This window comes from Methylobacterium adhaesivum, assembly GCF_022179065.1.
Taxonomy (GTDB): domain Bacteria; phylum Pseudomonadota; class Alphaproteobacteria; order Rhizobiales; family Beijerinckiaceae; genus Methylobacterium; species Methylobacterium adhaesivum.
Genome location: NZ_BPQD01000020.1, coordinates 100,940 through 123,628, shown reverse-complemented (window position 1 = coordinate 123,628; position 22,689 = coordinate 100,940). Strand labels below are relative to the sequence as shown.

Annotated in this window: 20 protein-coding genes; 11 read left to right on the top strand and 9 right to left on the bottom strand. The window is 69.5% G+C overall.

The window, feature by feature from the left end:
* Positions 1 to 5 precede the first annotated feature (5 nt).
* Positions 6 to 635: a carboxymuconolactone decarboxylase family protein gene (locus MFF01_RS15385; protein WP_238226821.1), complete on the top strand. Its 630-nt coding sequence runs from the start codon at positions 6 to 8 to the stop codon at positions 633 to 635.
* A 117-nt stretch (positions 636 to 752) separates the two neighbouring features.
* On the opposite strand, the gene MFF01_RS15380 is transcribed toward MFF01_RS15385, so the two are convergent.
* The 5 genes from MFF01_RS15380 to rpmH form a co-directional block, all read right to left on the bottom strand.
* The gene (locus MFF01_RS15380; RefSeq protein ID WP_238226818.1) at positions 753 to 1,127 is read right to left on the bottom strand and encodes a DUF423 domain-containing protein; all 375 of its coding nucleotides are present in this window, start codon (positions 1,125 to 1,127) and stop codon (positions 753 to 755) included.
* The gene (gene yihA / locus MFF01_RS15375) at positions 1,124 to 1,789 is read right to left on the bottom strand and encodes a ribosome biogenesis GTP-binding protein YihA/YsxC (RefSeq protein WP_238226816.1); all 666 of its coding nucleotides are present in this window, start codon (positions 1,787 to 1,789) and stop codon (positions 1,124 to 1,126) included. The genes MFF01_RS15380 and yihA overlap by 4 nt, the downstream gene beginning before the upstream one ends.
* Before the next feature lie 134 nt (positions 1,790 to 1,923).
* The gene (gene yidC, locus MFF01_RS15370; RefSeq protein ID WP_238226815.1) at positions 1,924 to 3,786 is read right to left on the bottom strand and encodes a membrane protein insertase YidC; all 1,863 of its coding nucleotides are present in this window, start codon (positions 3,784 to 3,786) and stop codon (positions 1,924 to 1,926) included.
* Positions 3,779 to 4,354 carry a ribonuclease P protein component gene (gene rnpA, locus MFF01_RS15365; protein ID WP_238226813.1) on the bottom strand — a complete coding sequence of 192 codons (576 nt, stop codon included), beginning with the start codon at positions 4,352 to 4,354 and terminating at the stop codon, positions 3,779 to 3,781. Before rnpA ends, yidC begins: the two co-directional genes overlap by 8 nt.
* 78 nt (positions 4,355 to 4,432) lie before the next feature.
* Complete coding sequence (gene rpmH, locus MFF01_RS15360; RefSeq protein WP_055947927.1) at positions 4,433 to 4,567, bottom strand: 50S ribosomal protein L34; 135 nt, start codon at positions 4,565 to 4,567, stop codon at positions 4,433 to 4,435.
* A 339-nt stretch (positions 4,568 to 4,906) separates the two neighbouring features.
* Here rpmH and rcdA point away from each other — a divergent pair, with 339 nt between their 5' ends.
* Positions 4,907 to 5,434 (top strand): protease adaptor protein RcdA, encoded by a 528-nt coding sequence (rcdA, locus tag MFF01_RS15355; RefSeq protein ID WP_238226811.1) that lies wholly within the window; start codon positions 4,907 to 4,909, stop codon positions 5,432 to 5,434.
* Positions 5,435 to 5,609: 175 nt separating this feature from the next.
* On the opposite strand, the gene MFF01_RS15350 is transcribed toward rcdA, so the two are convergent.
* Positions 5,610 to 8,141 (bottom strand): glycogen/starch/alpha-glucan phosphorylase, encoded by a 2,532-nt coding sequence (locus tag MFF01_RS15350; protein ID WP_238226809.1) that lies wholly within the window; start codon positions 8,139 to 8,141, stop codon positions 5,610 to 5,612.
* A gap of 386 nt (positions 8,142 to 8,527) precedes the next feature.
* On the opposite strand from MFF01_RS15350, the gene mdcA reads away from it, so the two are divergent.
* From mdcA to ilvD, 9 genes are all read left to right on the top strand, one after another.
* Positions 8,528 to 10,174, top strand: a complete 1,647-nt coding sequence (gene mdcA, locus MFF01_RS15345; RefSeq protein ID WP_238226807.1) for a malonate decarboxylase subunit alpha — start codon at positions 8,528 to 8,530, stop codon at positions 10,172 to 10,174.
* A 9-nt stretch (positions 10,175 to 10,183) separates the two neighbouring features.
* Entirely contained in the window at positions 10,184 to 10,501 is a 318-nt protein-coding gene (mdcC, locus tag MFF01_RS15340; RefSeq protein ID WP_238226805.1) for a malonate decarboxylase acyl carrier protein, read from the top strand.
* Positions 10,498 to 11,409, top strand: coding sequence for a biotin-independent malonate decarboxylase subunit beta (locus tag MFF01_RS15335; protein ID WP_238226803.1), 912 nt, complete (start codon positions 10,498 to 10,500; stop codon positions 11,407 to 11,409). The genes mdcC and MFF01_RS15335 overlap by 4 nt, the downstream gene beginning before the upstream one ends.
* Positions 11,396 to 12,121, top strand: coding sequence for a biotin-independent malonate decarboxylase subunit gamma (gene mdcE / locus MFF01_RS15330; RefSeq protein WP_238226801.1), 726 nt, complete (start codon positions 11,396 to 11,398; stop codon positions 12,119 to 12,121). The genes MFF01_RS15335 and mdcE overlap by 14 nt, the downstream gene beginning before the upstream one ends.
* Positions 12,114 to 12,749 (top strand): malonate decarboxylase holo-[acyl-carrier-protein] synthase, encoded by a 636-nt coding sequence (gene mdcG / locus MFF01_RS15325; protein WP_238226799.1) that lies wholly within the window; start codon positions 12,114 to 12,116, stop codon positions 12,747 to 12,749. Before mdcE ends, mdcG begins: the two co-directional genes overlap by 8 nt.
* On the top strand, positions 12,743 to 13,582 hold the full coding sequence (mdcB, locus tag MFF01_RS15320) for a triphosphoribosyl-dephospho-CoA synthase MdcB (protein ID WP_238226796.1): 840 nt from the start codon (positions 12,743 to 12,745) through the stop codon (positions 13,580 to 13,582). The genes mdcG and mdcB overlap by 7 nt, the downstream gene beginning before the upstream one ends.
* Positions 13,579 to 14,502: an acyltransferase domain-containing protein gene (locus tag MFF01_RS15315; protein ID WP_238226794.1), complete on the top strand. Its 924-nt coding sequence runs from the start codon at positions 13,579 to 13,581 to the stop codon at positions 14,500 to 14,502. The genes mdcB and MFF01_RS15315 overlap by 4 nt, the downstream gene beginning before the upstream one ends.
* 309 nt (positions 14,503 to 14,811) lie before the next feature.
* Entirely contained in the window at positions 14,812 to 16,275 is a 1,464-nt protein-coding gene (gene glgA / locus MFF01_RS15310) for a glycogen synthase GlgA (RefSeq protein WP_238226915.1), read from the top strand.
* Between the two features lie 109 nt (positions 16,276 to 16,384).
* Positions 16,385 to 18,223, top strand: coding sequence for a dihydroxy-acid dehydratase (ilvD, locus tag MFF01_RS15305; protein WP_238226792.1), 1,839 nt, complete (start codon positions 16,385 to 16,387; stop codon positions 18,221 to 18,223).
* Between the two features lie 70 nt (positions 18,224 to 18,293).
* Here ilvD and MFF01_RS15300 read toward each other — a convergent pair whose 3' ends face one another.
* The 3 genes from MFF01_RS15300 to MFF01_RS15290 all read right to left on the bottom strand — a co-directional run bounded on the left by MFF01_RS15300 (position 18,294) and on the right by MFF01_RS15290 (position 22,586).
* Positions 18,294 to 19,241 (bottom strand): ferredoxin reductase domain-containing protein, encoded by a 948-nt coding sequence (locus MFF01_RS15300; RefSeq protein ID WP_238226789.1) that lies wholly within the window; start codon positions 19,239 to 19,241, stop codon positions 18,294 to 18,296.
* A gap of 53 nt (positions 19,242 to 19,294) precedes the next feature.
* Entirely contained in the window at positions 19,295 to 19,663 is a 369-nt protein-coding gene (locus MFF01_RS15295; protein ID WP_238226788.1) for a hypothetical protein, read from the bottom strand.
* Between the two features lie 169 nt (positions 19,664 to 19,832).
* Complete coding sequence (locus tag MFF01_RS15290; protein ID WP_373319772.1) at positions 19,833 to 22,586, bottom strand: EAL domain-containing protein; 2,754 nt, start codon at positions 22,584 to 22,586, stop codon at positions 19,833 to 19,835.
* Between the last annotated feature and the right edge of the window lie 103 nt (positions 22,587 to 22,689).

Sequence of the window (22,689 nt, the reverse complement as noted above, 5' to 3'; positions counted from 1 at the left end):
CGATCATGATGTGGAAATCCCTGCGCGCCGCCATCCTGCCGCTTCTCCTGCTCGGGACCCCGTGCGCCATGGCCCAGGACCGCCTGCCGGAGATCCCGGCCGATACGATGAACGAGGCCCAGAAGGCCGCGGCAGCCCAGTTCCTCGCGGCGCGAAAGACCCCGGTGTTCGGGCCGTTCGTGCCGCTCCTGCGCAGCCCGGAGCTGATGACCAACGCGAGCAACATGGGGCTGCACCTGCGCTACCGCAGCGTGCTGCCCTTGCGGCTCAGCGAATTCATCATCCTCGTCACCGCGCGGGAATGGACGCAGCAGCTGGAATGGCACATCCACGCGCCCATCGCCCTGAAGGCCGGTCTCGATCCGGCGATCGTCGCGGCGGTCCAGGAGGGGCGTCGCCCGGACGCGATGGGGCCGGAGGAGACGATCGTCTATGCCTTCTCGACGGAGCTTCACCACAACAAGGCAGTGAGCGACGCCACCTACGCCCGCGCCGTCGAAGCGTTCGGCGAGCAGGGCGCCATCGAGATGGCGGGGATCAACGGCTACTACACGCTGCTCGCCATGAGCATGAACATGGCCCGCACGGCGTTGCCGGACGGCGCGCAACCGCAACTGCCGCCGCTGATCAAGTAGGAGTTTACACGGGGGGCGGTCCGGGAGGGGGGCTGTAGGCTCCGGTTGCCCAACCCGCCTGCGGGAAGTTCCGTGATGACTGGTCGCGTCACGCCCGAGAGGGCAGGGGCGCTTATCCTAACGGCCCTTGGTCGGAATGAACGCCGCCACGGCCGCAAGCCCCCAGCCAGCCATGAGAAGCACGCCGCCCGTCGGTGCGGCCATGGGGAATAATGCTGTGCCTTGGAGCGCCCGCAGGGCGAGGTCGCCGCAGAATAGGATCACGCCCACCGCGAGGGCGGCGGCAGCGAGCCGGGTCGCCATGGGATGCGTCGCTCCGCTGGCGGTGAGGGCCACCAGGGCGAGGATGGCGGGGGCGTGGAACAGCAGGAACTGCGCGGCCGTCTTCAGGCTCTCGGTTCCGGCCATATGGGCCGCCGCCGCGCTCGCGGCGACGCCGAGGAGCCCGGCCAGGCCCCCGAAGGCCAGGAGCAGGCGATCCGCCGGTTTCATAGGGCGCCACGCTCGGCCAGGAGCCGGGCGACGCTGGCGCGCAGTTCCGGCACGCCGCGGTCGTCGCGGCTCGAGGTGATGAGAATCTCCGGATAGGCCGCCGGGCGCTTCGACAGGGCTTCGCGCGTCTTCTCGATGCGGGCCTCGATCTCGGACTTCTTCAAGGCGTCGCCCTTGGTCAGCACCACCTGATAACTCACGGCCGCCTTGTCGAGGCCGTCGAGGACGTCGGTGTCGATGCTCTTCAGGCCGTGGCGCGAATCGATGAGCATGAACACCCGGGCCAGATTGGCGCGGCCCTTGAGGTAATCGTGGATGAGGTCGGTCCAGGCCTCGACCTTGGTCTTCTCCACCGCCGCGTAGCCGTAGCCGGGCATGTCGACGAGGGTCAGGCGTCCGCCGATATCGAAGAAGTTGAGCTGCTGGGTGCGTCCGGGCGTGTGCGAGGTCCGCGCCAGGGTGTTGCGGCCGGTCAACGCGTTGACGAGGCTCGACTTGCCGACGTTGGAGCGGCCCGCGAAGGCGATCTCGACGCCCTTCATCGGCGGCAGGGCGGGCACGTTCGGGGCGGAGGCGATAAAGTCGGCGGCCCCCGCGAACAGCAGGCGGCCGGATTCGAGGAGCGCGTCGTCTTCGGCTCGGGGCTCGTCGGCTTGGGACATGGGATCGATACCGTTCGGAGCGGCGCATCCGCCACCCGAGAGCCGACACGCGAGAAACAGGACGGTCCCCTCCGCCGAAAGGCGGAGAGGACCGATGGGGTGCAGCAGGTCTGTCCGCTCCGGGGTGGGCGCGATCAGCCCTTGGCCGGGGCGTTCTTGTCGGCGGGCTTCCTGCGGAACATGCCCCGCAGATTGTCCCAGAGCTCCACCTTCACGCCGTTGCGGCGCATGATGACGTATTGCTGGATCACCGAGAGGGTGTTGTTCCAGGCCCAGTAGATCACCAGACCGGCCGGGAACGAGCCAAGCATGAACGTGAACACGATCGGCATGAAGGTGAAGATCTGCGCCTGGACCGGGTCCGGCGGCGCGGGGTTCATCTTCATCTGGATGAACATCGTGATACCCATCACGATGGGCCAGATGCCGAGGTGGACGACGTCCGGCGCCGCGTAGGGGAGCAGGCCGAACAGATTGAGCAGGCTTGTCGGATCGGGCGCCGCCAGATCCTTGATCCAGCCGAAGAACGGCGCGTGCCGCATCTCGATGGTGATGAACAGAACCTTGTAGAGGGCGAAGAACACCGGGATCTGGATCAGGACCGGCCAGCAGCCGGCCACCGGATTGATCTTCTCCTTCTTGTACAGCTCCATCATCGCCTGCTGCTGCTTCAGCTTGTCGTCGCCGTAGCGCTCGCGAATGGCGGCCATCTCCGGCTGCACGGCCTTCATCTTGGCCATGGACTTGTAGGACTTGTTGGCGATGGGCAGGAACAGCAGCTTCAGGCACAGGGTCACGACGAGGATCGCGACACCGAAGTTACCGAAGAGGTGGTAGAAGAAATCCAGGGCCCGGAACATCGGCTTGGTGATGAAGTGGAACCAGCCCCAGTCGATCATCAGATCGAACTTCTCGATGCCGAGGTCCTTCTGGTAGGCGTTGATGGTGTTGACTTCCTTGGCGCCGGCGAAGAGCTGCTGCGTCGCCGTGGCCGTGGTGCCCGGATCGACGACGCGCACACCGCCGAGCACGCTCGCCTGATAGACCTTCGTGGCGCCGTCGGCGCGCTCGGTGAAGCTGCCGGTGTAGGGCGCGGCCTGATCGGGAATCGCGGCCGCCGCCCAATACTTGTCGGTGATGCCGACGAACCCGCCGGTCACGCCGGTCCACGACTTGCCCTTCGTGGCGACGTTGCCGAGTACCGGCTCCTTGGCGAGGTGGTCGTAGGTGTATTCCTGTAGGCCGTCGGCGCCGAGCACGCCGATCATGCCTTCGTGGAGCACGTAATAGCCCTGCGTCGTCGGCTTGCCCCAGCGGGAGACGAGGCCGTACGGGTACAGGCTGACGGCGGCCGAGCCCTTGTTCTCGACCTCGTCGCGCACCGTGAACATGAACTTGTCGTCCACCGCGATGATGCGGCGGAACAGGAGGCCGGCCCCGTTGTCGTAGGTCAGGGTCACGGGCTTGCCGGCCGAGAGGGTGGTGGCGTCGGCGGTCCAGAGCGTCTCGCTGCCCGGCAGGGGGCCGGCGTTCTGGCCGACCCAGCCGAACTCCCCGTAATACGGATTGGCCGTTCCCGTGGGCGAGAGCAGCACGATGCGCGGGCTCTCGTCGCTCACGGTCTCGTGGTAGTTCTTGAGCAGGACGTCGTCGATGCGGCCGCCCTTGAGGGCGATGGACCCGGCGAGAGCCGGCGTGTCGATGGTGATGCGCGGCGAGCGGGCGATGACCGCCTCGCGCGGCTCGATGCCGCCCTGTCCGGCGGCGGCGCCCGGCAGGGTGCCGGGCACGGGGGCGGAGGGGCCGCCTTCCTTCGGGCTCGCGCTCGGCACGCCGTCGGGCGTGGTCGCGGCGCCGTTCTTGAGCGCGGCCTGGCTCTGCAGCGTGGCCTGACGCTGCTGCTCCACGCGCGGCGCGGCGACGAAGTAGTTCCAGCCGAGCAGGACCGCCAGCGACAGGGCGATCGCGACGATCATGTTCGTCTTGTCATTACCCATCGGTCGGTCCGTCGCATGCGTTGGGAATGGGGGAGGGCGCCGTGGCGCGGCCCGTCGAGGCGTTGGCCTCCGAGCCAGAGGCCAATAGCGGCATCGCGGGTTTCGCGCCAGCCGCAGGCTTGCCGGAACCGGACTTGCCGCGACCCCGCCGGGAATCGGAGCCCGGCATCCCCTGGGCCGCCGGATCCTTGCGCGTCTGTGGTTTGGTCACGATGGGCACGGCCCGGCGCAGATCGTCGATCAGGGTCTCGAAGGCCGCCGACAGGGCCGGCCGCCGGGCGATGAGAACGACGTCGGCCTCGGGGGTCGGAAGGTCGGCGCTCGCCGCCCGCAGGGCAGCACGAAGACGCCGACGGATGCGATTGCGCTCCGTGGCGTGGCCGACCCGCTTGGTAATGGTGAAGCCGATCCGCAGGCCCTGCGCCGGTCTAGAGCCCTCGGGTTGGGGCTCCGGCGCATCGCCGTCGCGCAGCCGTCCTTGAGCGGAGAAGCGCTCCGTATGGAAGCGCCGTCCTCCCGCCGCGGCCAGAAAGTCCGAGCGTTGGGTCAGCCGTCCGATCGTCGACACGGCAGCTCCGATCTCGCGGCCCGGAGCCAGTTTCATGCGGGACGCGCCGCACAAGGGCGGCGCGTGGCGTCAGCAGCCTTAGGCCGACAGCTTCTTGCGGCCGTGGGCGCGGCGGGCGGCGATCACTTTGCGGCCGCCGGCGGTGGCCATGCGGGCGCGGAAGCCGTGACGACGCTTACGCACGAGCTTGCTGGGCTGATAGGTTCTTTTCACGGGGCTGTCTCCGATGGCCAAGGATGGGTGCCGCAGGCTTCACCGCCAGTGCAGGCCCCGTCACTCGTCCAGAATGTATCTGCAAGCGCGAAGAGCGCCCAGAAGGACGCCGCGTCGCGATGGCGCGGCTTATGGCGGATGACCGGCCCGGAGTCAACGCGCGTCAGCGCTCCGACCACCTCGCCGGAGCGGGCGCTCGCCCGCCGCTATTAAGGTTAAAACTCACTTAAGGGCGCGTCGTCGGGCGTGCGGCGTTAGCATTGCAGAATTCCATCGACAGGCGGCGGTGATGGTCCGATTTCGGACGACGGACCGGCCGGTCGCCGCGCAGGAGGCACGATGAACGGTTTCGACGTATCATTCCGGGACGAGCGCGACTGGGTCAGCTTCGGTGACACCTATGTCGGATCGGATGCGTTCCGGACGTTGTTTCGCGAAGGCATGACCCTGGTGGAGGAGGCCGCGGCCTACCTCGACGGCGAAGGTCGCGAGGAATCGCGCCTGATGTCCCGGGACGGCACCCTGAACTATGCCGGCGAGACCATGCGGCTGACCACCCGGCTCATGCAGATCGCTTCCTGGCTCCTCGTTCAGCGGGCCGTGTCGGAGGGCGAACTGACGCCCAACGAAGCCCTGGAGGAGAAGACCCGGGTGCGTCTGGCCAACACCGAGCCGTTCCGGGCCGAGGTGTTCGGCCTGCTGCCGTCGCGCCTGCAGGACCTCATCGTGCGCTCGCGCCGGATGCACGCCCGCATCCTTCACCTCGACGGTCTAATCACCGATGGGCGTCCGGACGCGGTGCCGGTGGTGAGTCCCGTCGCGGCCCAGCAGGGATTGCTGCACGCGGCCTTCGGCGCCGCGCACTGAGGCGCGCGACGGGCCGGCGCCGAGGGAGGGGGCCTCGACTCGCCGCCCGGCCTGAGGCGGATCGTGTCCTGGGCGAGAGCGCCCGCCCCGACGCCATCGTCCGCAGATGACGCACGCGAAAAACCCGGCCGATGGGCATCGGCCGGGTTTTTCCATTGTTCGCAGTCGATTCGCGTCAGGCGACGCGCACCCGCCAGATCTCCTCGGCATATTCCCGCATGGAGCGGTCGGAGGAGAACCACGCCATCCGGGCGGTGTTGAGGATAGCCTTTCGCCACCACGTGCCCGGATCGTTCCAGGCGGCATCGACGGCGCGCTGGGCGCGCCAGTAATCGTCGAAGTCGGCGGTGAGGAGGTAGCGGTCCTCATGGACGAGACTGTCGACGATGGGGCGGAAACGGCCCGGATCGTCGGGTGAGAACCCGCCCGCGCCGATGAGGTCGAGGGCGGCGGCGAGGCGGGGCGAGGCGGCGATGGCGGCCTTGGCGTAACCCGGCTCCGCCATGCGGGCCTGGACGCCTGCGGCATCGAGGCCGAAGATGAAGATGTTGTCCGCGCCGACATGGTCGCGGATCTCGATGTTGGCGCCGTCGAGGGTGCCGATCGTCAGGGCCCCGTTGAGCGCCAGCTTCATGTTTCCGGTGCCCGACGCCTCCATCCCGGCGGTGGAGATCTGCTCGGAAAGGTCGGCGGCCGGAATGATCGATTCCGCGAGACTCACCGAGTAGTTGGGCAGGAACACCACCTTGAGGCGACCGGCGACATCGGGATCGTCGTTCACCACCCGAGCGACGTCGCAGGCGAGCTTGATGATGAGCTTGGCCTGGACATAGCTCGGCGCGGCCTTGCCGCCGAAGATCTTGACCCGGGGCGTCCAGTCCCGGTGCGGCTCGGCCTTGATCGCCTGATAGAGCGCCACCGTCTCGATGACGTTGAGGAGCTGGCGCTTGTATTCATGGATGCGCTTGATCTGGACGTCGAACAGGCTCGCCGGATCAACGACGATCCCCGTCCGCTCGGCCACCACCTTCGCGAGGGCGTCCTTGCGGGCCCGGCGCATGGCCCGGTAGCGATCCTGGAAACCGGCATCGTCGGCGTGCTCGGCGAGGCCCGTCAGCAGTTCGGGATTGTCGAGCACGCCTTCGCCCACGGCCTCGACGGCGAGCCGCGTCAGCTCCGGATTGCAGTTGTGCAGCCAGCGGCGGAAGGTGATGCCGTTGGTCTTGTTGACGATCTTGTCGGTGTCGAGGGCGTGCAGGTCCTTGAACACCGTCGAGCGCATGAGGTCCGTGTGCAGGGCCGAAACGCCGTTGACCCGCCGCGCCCCGAGGAAGGCGAGGTGTCCCATGCGGACACGCTTACCGTTGGCCTCCTCGATGAGGGACACGGAAGCGAGCTGCTCCGCGTTCGCCCGGCCGTGCCGGCCCTGCTCCTCGAGGTGCATCCAGTTGATGAGATAGATGATCTGCATGTGGCGCGGCAGAACCCGCTCCATGAGATCGACGGGCCAGGTCTCGAGGGCCTCGGGCAGCAGGGTGTGGTTGGTGTAGCCGAGGGTGTTCGTGGTGACGTGCCAGGCATCCTCCCAGGTGAAGGCATGGTCCTCGAGGAGGAGGCGCATGAGCTCCGGCACGGCGATGGCCGGATGGGTGTCGTTGAGTTGGATGGCGGCGTGGTCGGGCAGGCTGCGCAGGTCGCCCCGCTCGGCGACGTGCCGGCGCACGAGATCCTGCAGGGAGGCGGAGGTGAAGAAGTATTCCTGGCGCAGGCGAAGCTCCTGGCCGGCGTCCGACGAATCGCTCGGGTAGAGCACCCGCGAGATCGCCTCGACGCGGGCCCGCGCCGAGACGGCCCCGACATGGTCGCCGCCGTTGAAGCGGGCGAGCTCGACGGGGGCTTCGGCCTCCGCCTTCCACAGGCGCAGGGTGTTCACGTGGCGCCCGCGCCAGCCCACCACCGGCACGTCGTGGGCCACGGCCCGGATGGTCTCGGCCGGATGCCAGTGGCGACGAATGACGCCCTCGGACACCGACGACATGGTGACATGGCCGCCGAAACCGATGGTGTACGTCGCCTCGGGGCGGACGAACTCCCACGGATTACCCTCGGCGAGCCAAGTCTCCGGCGCCTCTTTCTGCCAGCCGTCCTCGAGGGACTGCCGGAACAGGCCGTGGTCGTAGCGGATGCCGTAGCCGATGGCCGGGATCGACAGGCTCGCCATGCTCTCGATGAAGCAGGCGGCCAGACGCCCGAGGCCGCCGTTGCCGAGGGCCGCGTCGGGCTCGGCGCCCTCGACGGACTCGAGGTCGATGCCGAGGTCGCGCAGGGCCGCACGCGTGGTCTCGACGAGACCGAGATTGTTCATGGCGTCCGAGAGCAGGCGGCCGATGAGGAATTCAAGGGACAGGTAGTAGACCCGCTTGTTCGGCACGCTCCCGTCGCTCGCCATGCAGGCATCGACGATGCGGTCGCGCAGGGCGAGGGCGGTGGCGGCGAACCAATCCCGCTCGCGGGCGGTCTGCGGGGTCTTGCCCACCGCATAGGCGAGCTTGGCGAGGATCGCCTCGCGCAGGTCCGCGACCGCGTCGCCCGACGGGGTGGTGAGCGGTAAGGTGCGGGTGGTGACGAGCGGCGCCGCGTGGGTGTTGGCCCGAACCGCGGCCGCGTCCTCGCGGGCCTCGGGTGAGAGCAGCTTCTCAATCAACACGTCTCGATCCCCCTAAAAGTCTCAGGCGCAGCCGATCGCTTGAACGCGACGTCCCAAATCCACCTCCTCGCGGAGGCGCGCCTTCGGGGCTCGCGGCTGCGACCTGTGTGTTGGCGCGATGGGGGGGCGATGCCGCAGGCCTGCGGAAACCGCTCCTCCACTTGCGTGATAGGACCGAACCCTAGGGTGCGGTTCCCAAACGCCTCGCATGGAATCTGCGCGACAATGAGACAGGGAGAGATTGAAGTTTCGATGAATGCGGCGGAAACGCGCAGCCCGCCGTCGCATTTCGGTAAAACGGCTCTGTCTTGTATACAAGAGATTGCCAAGTGCATGCGTATTGCTGCACCATTGCATAAACGATGGTTCGGGTACGGAGACGATCCATGAGGGATTGGGCGACGCAGAAAGCCGCCCGCGCGGCGCGGATCGCCGCCGGCGCCTCCTTCGCCCGTGGCAAGGTGGTGCAGGCGGCGGACCTCGCGCCCTTCCTCGAAGCGGTATTGCGGCCGGGCGACCGGGTCTGCCTCGAAGGGGACAACCAGAAGCAGGCCGACCTCCTTGCCGACGCCCTGGCGGAGGTCGATCCGGGCGTGATCCACGATCTGCACATGGTGCAATCCGGCATCGTCCTGCCGTCGCATCTCGACGTGTTCGAGAAGGGCATCGCACGCCGCCTCGACTACTCGTATTCCGGGCCGCAGGCGGCGCGCATCGCCCGGATGCTCTATGGCGGTCAGATCGCGCTCGGCGCGGTCCATACCTACCTCGAACTGTTCGCGCGCTACTTCATCGACCTGACGCCACAGGTCGCCCTCATCGCGGCGGTGAGCGCCGACCGGGACGGCAACCTCTACACCGGCCCCAACACCGAGGACACGCCGACCGTCGTCGAGGCCACGAGCTTCAAGGACGGCCTCGTGGTGGCGCAGGTGGGCGAGATCGTCGACCGCGTGCCCCGTGTCGACATCCCGGGCGACCGGGTCCACTTCGTGGTCGAGGCGGGCCGACCCTTCCACGTCGAGCCGCTGTTCACCCGCGATCCCGGCTCCATCACGGAAACCCAGATCCTCACGGCGATGCTCGCCATCAAGGGGCTCTACGCGCCCTACGGCATCCGCCGGCTCAACCACGGTATCGGCTTCAACACCGCCGCCATCGAGCTGCTGCTGCCGACCTACGGGGAAAAGCTCGGCCTGCGCGGACAGGTCTGCACCCACTGGGCGCTCAACCCGCACCCGACCCTGATCCCGGCCATCGAGGCCGGCTGGGTCGAGCAGATCCACTGCTTCGGCTCCGAGGTGGGGATGGACGACTATATCGCCGCCCGGCCGGACATCTACTTCACGGGGGCGGACGGGTCGCTGCGCTCCAACCGCGCCTTCTGCCAGACGGCCGGACTCTATGCCTGCGACCTGTTCATCGGCTCGACCCTGCAGGTGGATCTCTCCGGCCACAGCTCGACGGTGACCACCAATCGCATCGCGGGCTTCGGCGGCGCACCCAACATGGGGTCCGACCCGCGCGGGCGCCGCCACCCGAGCGAGCCCTGGCTCAAGGCGGGCGCGGAGGCCGATCCCGACACGCCGGCGCCCCTCCGCCGGGGTCGCAAGCTCGTGGTTCAGATCGGCGAGACCTTCGGGGACGGCAACGTGCCCCTGTTCGTGGAACGCCTCGACGCCCTGGCGCTGGCCGAGAAACTCGACCTGCCGCTCGCCCCCGTCATGGTCTACGGCGACGACGTCACCCACATCGTCACCGAGGAGGGGATCGCCAACCTTCTCCTGTGCCGCGACCCCGACGAGCGCGAGCAGGCGATCCGGGGCGTCGCCGGCTACACCGAGATCGGGCGTCGGCGCGACGCCGGCATGGTGGCGCGGCTGCGCGAGCGCGGCGTGATCCGGCGACCGGAGGATCTCGGGATCGACCCCCTCGATGCCGACCGCAGCCTCCTCGCCGCGCGGTCCATCAAGGACCTCGCCCTCGCGTCGGGTGGTCTCTACCGCCCGCCGAGCCGCTTCCGGAACTGGTGAGGGCACAGCATGGAACGCCTCAGCTACACTCTTTCCGCGCCGATCCCCGCCGGGGGGACGAAGCCCCGGGCCATCGTCGGCGTGGTCGCTTCGGGCAACCTCGAAGTCCTGCTGGAGCGGGCGCTGGCGCCCGACCTCTGCACGGTGGAGATCGCCACCGCCGCCCACGGCTTTGCCGAGATCTGGGCCGCCGTGGTGGCGGATTTCGTCGCCCGCCGCGCGGCGGGCGGCCTGCGCATCGCCATCAACGACGGCGGCGCCCGGCCCGACACCGTCGCCCTGCGGCTCGCCCAGGGGGCGCGCCTCATCGCCGGAGACGCCGCATGACCCCCGCCTTCGAGCCCGAGGCCCTGAGCTGGTACGAGGGCAGCGCCCGCCAGCGCATCGCCGCCCTGGTCGATCCCGGCAGCTTTCGCGAGGCCGTCGGGCCCGAGGAGCGGGCGACGAGCCCGCATCTCGCTCTGTTCGACCTACCCGAGCAGTTCGACGACGGCATGATCGTCGGCCAGGCCGCGTTCAAGGGCACGCCGATCCTCGTTGCCGCCCAGGAAGGGCGCTTCATGGGCGGGGCCGTGGGGGAGGTCCACGGGGCCAAGCTCGTTGGTCTCCTGCGAGCGGCCAAATCCCTCGCCCTCGATGTCCTCGTCCTGTTCGACACCGGCGGCGTGCGCCTGCAGGAAGCCAATGCCGGCGAGACGGCCATCGCCGAGATCATGCGCGCCGTGGTGGAGGCGCGTCTTTCCGGATCGCGCGTCGTCGGTCTCATCGGCGGGCGTTCGGGCTGCTACGGCGGCGGCGGCCTCATCGCTGGCTGCTGCTCGGCGCTCCTCGTCACCGAGCAGGGGCGCATCGGCGTCACCGGCCCGGAGGTCATCGAGACCAACCGGGGCGTCGAGGAGTTCGACGCCCGCGACCGCGCCCTAGTCTGGCGCACCATGGGGGGCAAGCACCGCTACCTCATCGGCGGCGCCGACCGGTACGTCGACGACGGACCCGAGGCGTTCCGCGCGGCGGTCCGGGATGTCCTGGCGGCACCCGGCCGCCTCGATCTTGCGACCCTCGACGCCGAGCAGGCTCGCTTGGAGCGGCGCCTCGCCCGTTTCGGCGCCGCCCGGGACGCCACCGACATCTGGTCCGCCCTCGGCGTCGCGGAGGCGCCGGCCGTGCCGGGCCTGTCCACCCAGGCCTTTCGCGCCGTAGCCCTTGGCCGGGAGAGCGCCCATGACGCTCGCTGAGATCCTCGCCGGCCTGTTCCCCGAGGGGCACGCCGTCACCGTCGCCGACGGCCTCATCCTCGGCCATGGGCCTCGCCCCGGCGGCGGGCGCGTCCACGTGCTCGGCATCGCCGAAGGCACGCCGCTCGGCATCGACGGGGCCCTGGCCCTGGCGGGTCGGGTGCTCGCCATCGCCCGCTCCGGGGACGGGGCGCCGATCCTCATGCCGATCGACTCGGCGAGCCAGCGCATGAGCCGGCGCGACGAACTGTTGGGGCTCAACGAATACCTCGCCCACCTCGCCAAGGCCCTGATGCTGGCGGAGGCCGCCGGCCACCCCACCCTCGGCCTGCTCTACGGGCGCAGCGCCGCCGGGGCCTTCATCGCGACGGCCCTCGCCACGGCGCGGCTCGTCGCCCTTCCGGGCGCCCACCCGGAGGTGATGGACCTTCCCTCCATGGCCCGCGTGACGAAACTGTCCCTCGACGTGCTGACGCAAATGGCCCGCGCCACGCCGGTCTTCGCGCCCGGCCTCGACAACCTCGTGCAGACGGGCGCCATCGGGGCGATCTGGGACCCGCAACGACCGCTGGCCGAGCAGATGGAGGCGAGCCTCGCCGCATCGCACCCGGGCGGCGATGACCGCGACCGCCTCGGCGCGGAGCGCGGCGGCCGGCCCCGCGCCGCCGCCATCGCCGAGCGGGTGGCGGCGCAGGTCGCGGGCCGTGCCTGAGGCAGCGGCGCGTCACGCCATGGTCCGGCTCGCGCCCGCGTCCTGGCGCGCGCTCCTCGCCGGGCGGCCGGACGTCGACGGACTCCCCCTCGTCGCCGCCTGGGCCGAGCGTGGCTGGCCCCTGGTGGTGCGGCGGCCCCTGTGCGGGGAGACGGGGCTCGCCCTGGGGCTGCCCCTGCCGCCGGCTCTGGGCAAACGGCGCCTGTCGTTCTCCGTCGAGCCGTCGGCGGTTGTGTCCATCGAGCCTCCGCCCCGTTTGGCCGACACCGTGCCCGTGGCCCCGGCGGCCTGGGGGCCGACGCTCCACCGCCTCCTCGCCCTGGACCCGGAGACCCGCACGTTCGGAAGCCTCGCCTGGCAGCACCTCACGGGCCTTCCCTATCTCTCGCCCACCTCGGACATCGATCTTCTGTGGCGCCTCGACGGATCGGCCGAGCGGTTGCTCGCCGGTCTCGCGGCCATCGACCGGGATGCGCCCATGCGCCTCGATGGCGAGTGCATCGGGCCCGGGGGTGGGGCCGTCCAATGGCGCGAGCTCGCCGGGGACGCGCCGGAGATCATGGTGAAAAGCCTTCGCGACGTCGCCCTCGTGTCCCGCGCGGCCCTTCTCTCGGACGCCGGATGCTGACGGCCGCACGGGTCCGGCCGTCCCCCGGCCCGGCGCAGGCCATCGCGGCGCGGGCCGTCGCGTGTCTGCGCCTCGAGGTCGCGACCTACCCCAAGCCCGGCCTCGTCAGCCCCGTCGACCGAGGCGCCCATGCAGACATGGATGCGGCGCTGTTGAACCAGAGCGCCGACACCCTCGGCCCCTATTTCGCCGCCCTCGCGGAGGCCGGAGCGCGCGGCACCGGGATGGCGACGCTGCGCGCCATCGGCATCGCGGCGGAAGCGGCGATGCTCACGGCGACGAACGGCGTCAACACCCATCGCGGCGCCATCTTCGGCCTCGGCCTGCTCACCGCCGCCGCCGGGTTTCGAGAGGCCAACGGTGGCGGCCGCCCCCTCGGGGGCCTCGTGGCCGATCTCTGGGGCGAGGCCATCGCGGCCGGGCCGGTCTCCCCGCACAGCCACGGGTCCGTCGCAGCCCGGCGCTACCGTGCCGGCGGCGCCCGCCGCGAGGCGGCCCTCGGCTTTCCCACGATCGATACCGTGGCGCTGCCTGCCCTGCGCCATGCCCGGACCCTGCGGCCCGACGAACCCGAGGCCGTGCGGGTGCAGCTCTGCTTCGCCCTCGTCGCCGTCGTGGAGGATACGAATCTGCTGCATCGCGGCGGTCCGGCGGGCCTCGCCTTCGCCCGGATGGCGGCCCGCGACTTCCTCGATGGGGGCGGCATCGGCCGACCGGACTGGCGGCTCCGGGCGCGGGCGGTGCACGAGGCCTTCGTCGCCCGCAACCTCAGCCCCGGCGGCTGCGCCGATCTCCTCGCCATGACCCTGTTCGTCGACGGAGCCGATCCGTGACCCTCGCCCTGCTCTGCTCGGGACAGGGCCTGCAAGCCTCCGATCTCTTCGCCCTGACAGCGGACGTCCCCGCCGCCGCGCCGGTCTTCGCGGCCGCCGCCACGCGACTGGGACAGGATCCCCGCCGCCTCGTCGTGGAGGCCGATCCGGCGGACCTCTACGCCAACCGCACCGGGCAGATCCTCTGCGTCACCGCGGCGCTCGCGCTGCATGCCTGCCTTTCGGACATCCTGCCGCGACGCCTCATCGTGGCGGGCTACAGCGTCGGTGAGATGGCCGCCTGGGGCATCGCCGGTCTCTGGACGCCGGCCGAGACCCTGGCCCTCACGGTGGCCCGCGCCGAAGCCATGGATGCGGCCAGCGGCCCCGAGCAGGGTCTCGCCGTAGTCCGGGGCCTGTCGCCGGCCGAACTCGCTCCGCTTCTCGCCCGGCACGCCTGCGCCATTGCCATCCGCAACCCGTCCGACCTGTTCGTGATTGGCGGCGAGGGGGGCGGTCTCGACGCCCTGTGCGCGGAGGCCTTGGCGGCGGGGGCCGCACGTGCGAACCGGCTTCCCATCGCGGTCGCTTCCCATACGGCCCTGCTGGCGCGGGCCGTAGCCCCGTTCCGGGCCTGCCTGGAGGCGACGCCCCTGCGCCGGACGGCACCGGGCCCGACCCTCCTCAACGGCACGGACGGCGCACCGATCTTCGCACCCGCGACCGTTCTGGATGGCCTCGCGCGCCAGATCGCGAACCCCATCGACTGGGTTGCCTGCCTCGACGCCATCACTGAGCGTGGCGCACACAGGGTGCTCGAACTCGGCCCCGGCCACGCCCTGGCCGACATGATGCGCACGCAAGCGCCAAGTCTTGCCATTCGATCGAGCAATGCCTTCCACGGTGTGGAGGGATTGCGCGCATGGATCGCCGAGGCGTGACCGATCGCTGGCGCCACGGCCAGCCGTTCTAAAGGGGGATTTCAATAGGGCGCCTCCGCGTTGGGGCAACCCTGAACCGTCCCTGAATTTTTCAATCACACGTCGTTTGCGCCGCACAAATCGAAAGGAATCGGTAACCGAAAGCGTGGCTTGGATTGTGCATTGCAACGGACTGATCTAATCCCCGGGGCGTTCATCATGATGTCGTCGATTGCGGGCAATTTCGCCCTGAACGCTCGAAACGCCCTGAGTGGCCGGGATCCAATGCTGTCACCGGTCGCGTCCGATACCGTTTCCGCCAGCGCCCTCATGGGCCAGGCGTCGCCCCTCCATCAGCCCCGTATCCTCTTCGCTACGCCGGAAATGGCGGATTTCGTCAAGACCGGCGGTCTCGGCGAGGTCGCGGCCTCCCTGCCGCGGGCCATCCGCCGGCACTACGACATCCGCATCCTGATCCCCGGCTACCGTCAGGTGGTTGAGCGGTACGATCACATCCCCGTCGTCGCCCAGCTGCCGGGCCATGCCGGCATTCCGCCGTGCGAACTCGGCCTCGTCGAGAGCGGTGACGGCCTCCAGATTTACGTGCTCCTCAGCCCCGAACTCTACCAGCGGGACGGCTCGCCCTACGGCGACGCGCAGGGCGACTTTTCCGACAACGATCTGCGCTTCGCCCGCCTGAGTCTCGCCGCCGCCGAGATCGCCCGCGGCGTCGATCCGACCTGGTCCGCGGATCTCCTGCATCTGAACGACTGGCAGGCAGCCCTCGCGCCGGCCTACCTCGCCTGGGCTGGTCTGCGGGTGCCGAGCATCCTCACCGTCCACAACCTCGCCTACCAGGGACTGTTCTCGCGCGATGCCCTGGGCCGTCTCGGCGTCCCGGATCACGCCTTCCAGATGGACGGCGTCGAATTCTACGGGCAGCTCTCCTTCCTCAAGGCTGGCCTCTACTACGCCTCGCACGTCACCACCGTGAGCGACACCTACGCCCGTGAGATCACGACGCCGGGCGCCGGCTGCGGCCTCGACGGTCTCCTGCGCACCCGCGCGTCGCAGGGGCGCCTCGCCGGCATCCTCAACGGAATCGACGAGAGCTGGGACCCGCGTACGGATCCGCACCTCGCCACCCGGTTCGAGGCCGACGACTGGAAGGGCAAGCGCGCCAATGCCGAGACCGTGCGGCGCCAGTTCGGTCTCGCCGTTTCGCGCGGACCTCTGTTCGCCATCGTGTCCCGCCTCGTCCACCAGAAGGGGATCGACCTCAGCCTCGCGGCCGCCGAGACCATCGTCTCCGAGGGTGGCCAGCTCGTGGTCATCGGCCAGGGCGAGAGCCGGTTCGAGGACGCGTTGCGTGATCTCTCCCGGCGCCATCCCGACGCCGTCGGCGTCCATGTCGGTTTCAACGAGCAGGATGCCCGGCGGATGTTCGCCGGCAGCGACTTCCTGCTGATGCCCTCGCGCTTCGAGCCCTGCGGCCTCGCGCAGATGTATGCCCAGCGCTTCGGGTCCCTGCCCATCGTTCATCGCACCGGCGGCCTCGCCGATACGGTGGAGGATGGCGTGACTGGCTTCACCTTCAGCGAAAGCTCCGCCTGCGGCCTCTCCGGCGCAGTCCGGCGGGCCCTCGACACCTTCGCCCAGAAGAAGCGCCTCAACGTCATGCGCCGCACGGCGATGTCGCGCACCTTCGGCTGGGACGAGGCCGCCACCACCTACGCCTCCCTCTATGCCCGCGCCTTCGGCAACGGCGCCGGCCTGAGGGCGCGGGCGGCCTGAGCCGACCGCGTCAGCCTTCGTCGCAGCCCCGCGACGAAGGTATTCAGGAAGGGACTTGCAACGCATCGCCTCTCGCCCGCAAAAGCCGGGTGAACCGAAGAGAGATGCGATGCCCGCCTATCGTTCCCGCACCACCACCCATGGCCGCAACATGGCCGGCGCCCGCGGCCTGTGGCGCGCCACAGGCATGAAGGACGGCGATTTCGGTAAGCCGATCATCGCCGTGGTGAACTCCTTCACCCAGTTCGTGCCCGGCCACGTCCATCTCAAGGATCTGGGCCAGCTCGTCGCCCGCGAGATCGAGGCCGCCGGGGGCGTCGCCAAGGAATTCAACACCATCGCGGTCGATGACGGCATCGCCATGGGCCATGACGGGATGCTCTACTCGCTTCCCTCGCGCGAGCTCATCGCCGATTCCGTCGAGTACATGGTCAACGCCCATTGCGCCGACGCGATGGTGTGCATCTCGAATTGCGACAAAATCACACCCGGCATGCTGATGGCGGCGCTGCGCCTCAACATTCCGGCGGTGTTCGTCTCCGGCGGTCCCATGGAGGCCGGTAAGGTTCAGCTCAAGGGCGTGATCAAGAAGCTCGACCTCGTCGATGCCATGGTGGCGGCCGCCGACGACCGGGTGTCGGACGAGGACGTCGCGGCCATCGAGCGCTCGGCCTGCCCGACCTGCGGCTCGTGCTCGGGCATGTTCACGGCCAATTCCATGAACTGCCTCACGGAGGCCCTCGGCCTGTCGCTGCCCGGCAACGGCTCGGTGCTGGCGACCCACGCCGACCGCCGCCGTCTGTTCGTCGAGGCCGGCCACCTCATCGTCGATCTCGCCAAGCGCTACTACGAGGGCGACGACGCGAGCGTGCTGCCCCGGTCCGTCGCCGGCTTCTCGGCCTTCGAGAACGCCATGACCCTCGACATCGCCATGGGCGGCTCGACCAACACCGTGTTGCACCTGCTCGCCGCCGCCCATGAGGCGGAGCTGCCCTTCACCATGGCCGATATCGACCGGCTGTCCCGGCGCGTGCCCGTCCTGTGCAAGGTCGCGCCGGCCGTGGCCGAGGTCCACATGGAGGACGTGCACCGGGCCGGCGGTATCATGGCGATCCTCGGCGAACTCGACCGGGCCGGGCTCATCGACCCGAAGGCCGGCAGCGTGCATGCCGGAACCCTGGGGCAAGCCCTCGACCGCTGGGACGTGCGCCGCACGGACAGCGCCGTGGTGTCGGAGTTCTACCGGGCGGCTCCCGGGGGTGTGCCGACGCAGGTCGCCTTCAGTCAGGCGGCGCGCTGGGAGGAACTCGACCTCGACCGCACCGGCGGCGTGATCCGCGAGGCGAACCATGCCTACTCGCAGGATGGCGGTCTCGCGGTTCTGTACGGCAATCTCGCCGTCGACGGCTGCATCGTGAAGACGGCGGGGGTGGACGCCTCGATCCTCACCTTCACGGGCACTGCCCGGGTGTTCGAGAGTCAGGACGCCTCCGTGGACGCCATCCTCAACGGCAGGGTCAAGGCCGGCGAAGTGGTGCTCATCCGCTACGAGGGACCACGCGGCGGCCCTGGGATGCAGGAAATGCTCTATCCCACGAGCTATTTGAAATCGAAGGGCCTCGGCAAAGCCTGCGCCCTCGTGACCGATGGTCGATTCTCGGGCGGTTCGTCGGGGCTCTCCATCGGCCACGTCTCGCCGGAGGCAGCGGAGGGCGGTCTCATCGGCCTGGTGCAGGACGGCGACCGCATCGAGATCGATATCCCAAATCGCAGCATTCACCTCGCCGTGGACGAGGTCGAACTCGGCCGCCGCCGGGCGGCGCAGGACGCGGCGGGATGGAAGCCGACCGAGCCACGCAAGCGCCGGGTCACCACGGCCCTGCGCGCCTACGCCATGCTGGCGACCAGTGCCGCCCGCGGTGCCGTGCGTCAGCTGCCCCCGGAATAGACGCGGCCCCCGCTTCCCTCCGCCGAACCCTTCCGGCCCGGCTCCACTACGATGGGGCCGGGCCGTTTTTTCAGGGCTTGGCGTCCAGGAGGATCGGGTAGCATCGGGCTCCGGCGGCGGCGGCCAGGACCTCGACGGCGCCCACCGTCGAGGCGTCTCCGGCGACGTGAACCACGTCGGTGGTTCGCAGCGACGGCAGGTGGGCCGTGAGGGGGCCGGGCCGCACGTCGGGCGGACGTTGGCGGCTGCGGTCGGCGACGAGGACGAGGCGGCCGACGCCCGTCGCGCGCAGCCAGTCGAAGGACGGCCGCATGTAGAGGTCTAAGGGATCGCGGGCGCCGACATGGATCGCCACCTCGCGGGCCGGTTCGATGTAGCGGGCCGCCCGGGCGATGGACCAGATCGGCGCGAACCCCGTCTCGGCGGCCACGAGCACGAGGCGACCGCCGCCGGGGCGGTAGAAGCCCCGGCCAACGGGACCTTTGATCTTCACCGGGTGGTCGAGGACGATCTCTTCCCCGAAGGCGTCGGGCAGGGCCGAGCGGTCGCCCGTCAGGCGGAGGTGGAAGACGAGTTCGTTGAGCTCGGCCGCGCCATCGATCCGCAGGGTCGGGTGCAGGATAACAGGCTCGAAGCCGTCGAAGGTGGCCACCGCCCCATGGCCCGGCTCGAAAGCGAGGCGCTTGGTGATCGTCACCACGACTTCGAGGGTATGCGGGCCGAGGGGCGTGATCTGCGTGACCGTGCCGGAGCGCTTCTGCGCCGGAATCGGCTTGGGCGCCGTTGCGACGAGGGGCTCGGGCCGCTCCACGAGTCCGGCGCGCGGTGCGGTGAGCTTGATCGCGTCGGAGCGATGGCTGCGCGCCTGAGCCCGCCGGGGCAGGGGGCCGGAGCCCTGGCCCAAGAGGCCGGGCGGCGAGGCGATCATGCCGTCGGCGAGGGCGGCTTCCAGAGGCGTATCGCCCGTGGAGATGCGCACGGACTTGCCGTTAACCACGAGGGAGCAGCGGGCGCTCATCATCATCCCTCGAACGGGGCCAGGCGGCGCGTCATGCGTCGCGGAAACTCGGATCAGTGCGAAGCTTGGAGGAGGCGATCGACGAGGGTGGCCCAGCGATCCCGCACTACCTGTGCTTCGGGCGTGAGCGGCGCGGGGTCGATCTCGGGATCGGTGATGGCCATGAGGCAGGCACGCAGTTGCGCGATCTCGTCCTGCTGGGAACGCAGAACCGCCTTCATCACGAGGATTTCGGCCTTGAGTCGATCGACTTCGGCGGATGCTGGAGGTGTCTGCTCTCGCAGGAAGGCGAGGGGCGGCGGTCGATGCGCCTCGGGCTCGTTGACGGGAGCTTCCACGAGGCGAAGGGACCGGGCCATCAGGCGCCGGACCATCTCGGACTCGGAGCCCTCGTCGTCCCTGAGTGCGGCTTCGGCCACCATGTGAATTCCCCCTCGCGTGGCCGCCCGAACCCGGCCTCCCAATCACAGGGACGATGATGGATCATGGTTAAGGGAGACTTAAGTCGATTGGCGGCTTTCTCGGGGAAAGCCAGTTTGGCGCCGTGTCGGGTCGATTCCGGCGGCCGGTTCCCAATGGCCTGCGTTCGGGTCAGGCGGCTTCCGGGGCCGCCCCGAGGAGCTGGCGGGCCTGCAGCATCGACATCGGATCGCCGAAGGCGAAGCCTTGCGCGTATTCGCAGCCGAGTTCGGCCAGGGCCTGCGCGTCGGCCTCCGATTCCGCCCCCTCGGCGATGATGGCGAGGCCGAGCTCCTGGGCCATCTTGACGATGGATCGCAGGATCGCCGTGCGCCCCGTCGCCATCTGGCGGACGAACGACTGGTCGATCTTGATCGTGTCGAACGGGAAACGCTGGAGGTAGGAGAGGGACGAATAGCCCGTGCCGAAATCGTCGAGGGAGAGACCGGCGCCGAGGTCGTGGATGCGGGCCAGCATCTGCGTGGCGTATTCCGGATTCTCCATCACCAGGCTCTCGGTGAATTCGAGCTTGAGGGAGCCGGGCAGTACTCCTGACCGGGCCAGGATCGTCTTCACGTCGTGGAGGAGATCGTGGCGCAGGAGCTGGCGCGACGACATGTTGACGGTGGCGAAGATCGGCGGCTCGACGTCGAGGGACCGTTGCCAGGCGGCGAGTTCGAGGGCCGTCCGCTCCAGGGCGAAGATGCCGAGGTTGACCACGAATCCGCATTCCTCGGCCACCGGCATGAAGGTCGCGGCCGGAATACGCCCGAGGCGGGGATGGTCCCAGCGCAGCAAGGTCTCGAAGCCCGCCACGGTGCGGTCCTCCAGCCGCACGATGGGCTGGAACAGAACCTTCATTTCGTTGCGATCGAGCGAGCGGCGAAGGTCGGCCTCGAGCGACAGGCGGTCGCCGCGCTCGCCGCGCATATCGGCTCGGTACACCTCGATGCGGTCGCCGCCGCCGCGTTTGGCCTGGATCATGGCGATCTCGGCGTTCTTGAATACCTCGTCGCGCTTCGGGTTGGCGCCGGCCTCGTGCAGCACGATCCCGACGGAGACCGTGAGGAAGATCTCCCGGTCGGCATAGGTGATCGGCGTGGCGATGGCTTTGCGGATCATCTCGGCGAAGGAGAGGATGCGGTCGGGATCGCGCTCCGACAGCAGGATCAGCGCGAATTCGTCGCCCGCCACCCGGGCGAGGGAATCCTGCGGGCGCAGGAGTCGGCCGAGGCGGCGCGATAGGGTCAGGAGGATCGAGTCGCCCGCCGACAGGCCGATGGCGTCGTTGATGGCCTTGAACCGGTCGATGTCGAGGACGATGGTCGTCGGCTTCAGGCGCGGATCCTGGCTCGCGAAGGCCAGGGCGGCGTCGAGCCGGTCGTTGAACAGCTCGCGGTTGGGCAAGCCCGTGAGGCTGTCGTGCACGGCGTCGTGGAGGAGGCGCTCCTCGGCGGTCTTGACCTCGGTGACGTCCGAGATCGTGCCCACCACGCGCACCACCTCGCCATCGGTGCCGATGACCGGGCGCGCCTTGAGACGGTACCAGTAGTACGGGCCGGCCGTGGACCGCAGACGGAAATCGTGGACGATGCGTCCGCGCCGCTCCTCGATGATCGTGTCCAAGGCCGCAGAATAGCGCTCGACGTCGAACGGGTGCACCAGGGCAAGCCAGTTCACGGCTGGACCTTCGAGGGCCCCCCGCTTCAGCCCGAGCTGGCCCTCGATCTCCTGGCCGGCGAAGACCCGGTCGCCGGGGACGTCCCAGTCGAACACCACGTCGCCGGCCCCCGTGAGCGCCAGCGCCCGCCGCTCGGTATCGGAGACGAGGGCATGGGTGAGGCCGCCGCCTGCAAAGGCATGCTGCATCACCGTGAAGCCGATGAGCATGACGATGAGGACGAGGCCGCCAATGAGGGCGGGCTGCACGAGGTCGGACCCGATCTGCCCCGTGATGGCGAAGCCCGCCGCCACTACCCAGACGAGGAGGAGGACCCAGGTCGGGATGAGGAGGATCGCCCGGTCGTAGCCGTTGTGGGCCGCGAGGTAGACGATGAGGAGGAGCCCGACGCCCGCGACCGCCGCGATGGAGATGCGCGCGACGCCGGCGGCCACGGGCGGATCGAACACCGCGAGGGCCACGAGGCCGGCGAGGAAGGCGAGCCAGAAGAACGCCACATGGCTGTAGCGCACGTGCCAGCGGCTGAGGTTGAGATAGGCGAACAGGAAGACCAGCAGCGTCGCGCCGAGCACCGCTTCGGCCGACGCGCGATAGATCCGCTCGGCCACCTCCGTGACGGGCAGGACCCGCTGGAGGAACCCGAAATCGATGCACGCGTAGGCAAGAACCGACCACGCCAGGGCGGCGGCCGCGGGGAAGATGATCGCGCCCTTGACCACGAAGATGATCGTCAGAAACAGCGCGAGCAGGCCGGCGATGCCGATGATGATGCCCTTGTAGAGCGTCAGACCGGTGGATTTCTTGCGGTAGGCTTCCTGATCCCACAGATAGACCTGGGGAATATTCGGCCCGCGCAGCTCGGCCACGTAGGTGACGGTGGCGCCGGGATCGAGGGTGATGACGAATTGGTCGGCTTCCGGGTTCTCGTCGCGCTCGGGACGGATGCCCTGGCTCGCCGTGATGGCGGCGATGCGCGAGCCGCCGAGATCCGGCCAGATCACCCCCGAGCCGACGAGGCGGAAATGCGGGGCGACGAGGACACGGTCGATCTGTTCGTCGGTGTCGTTGGTGAGGGCGAACACCATCCAATCGGGCCGCGCACCCGTGTCGCGCGCCTTGACGACGATGCGGCGCACGATGCCGTCCTTGCCCGGCGCCGTCGAGATCTGGATCAGGTCGCCGTCCGAGCGGTACCGCTCGATCATCGGCGTCAGGTCGATGGCGGGGGCGTCGAGGGTGACGCGCACGGCTTCGACGGCCCGGGCCGGCGCCGGCAGCGCCAGGGCGCCGATCAGGGCCGTCACGAGG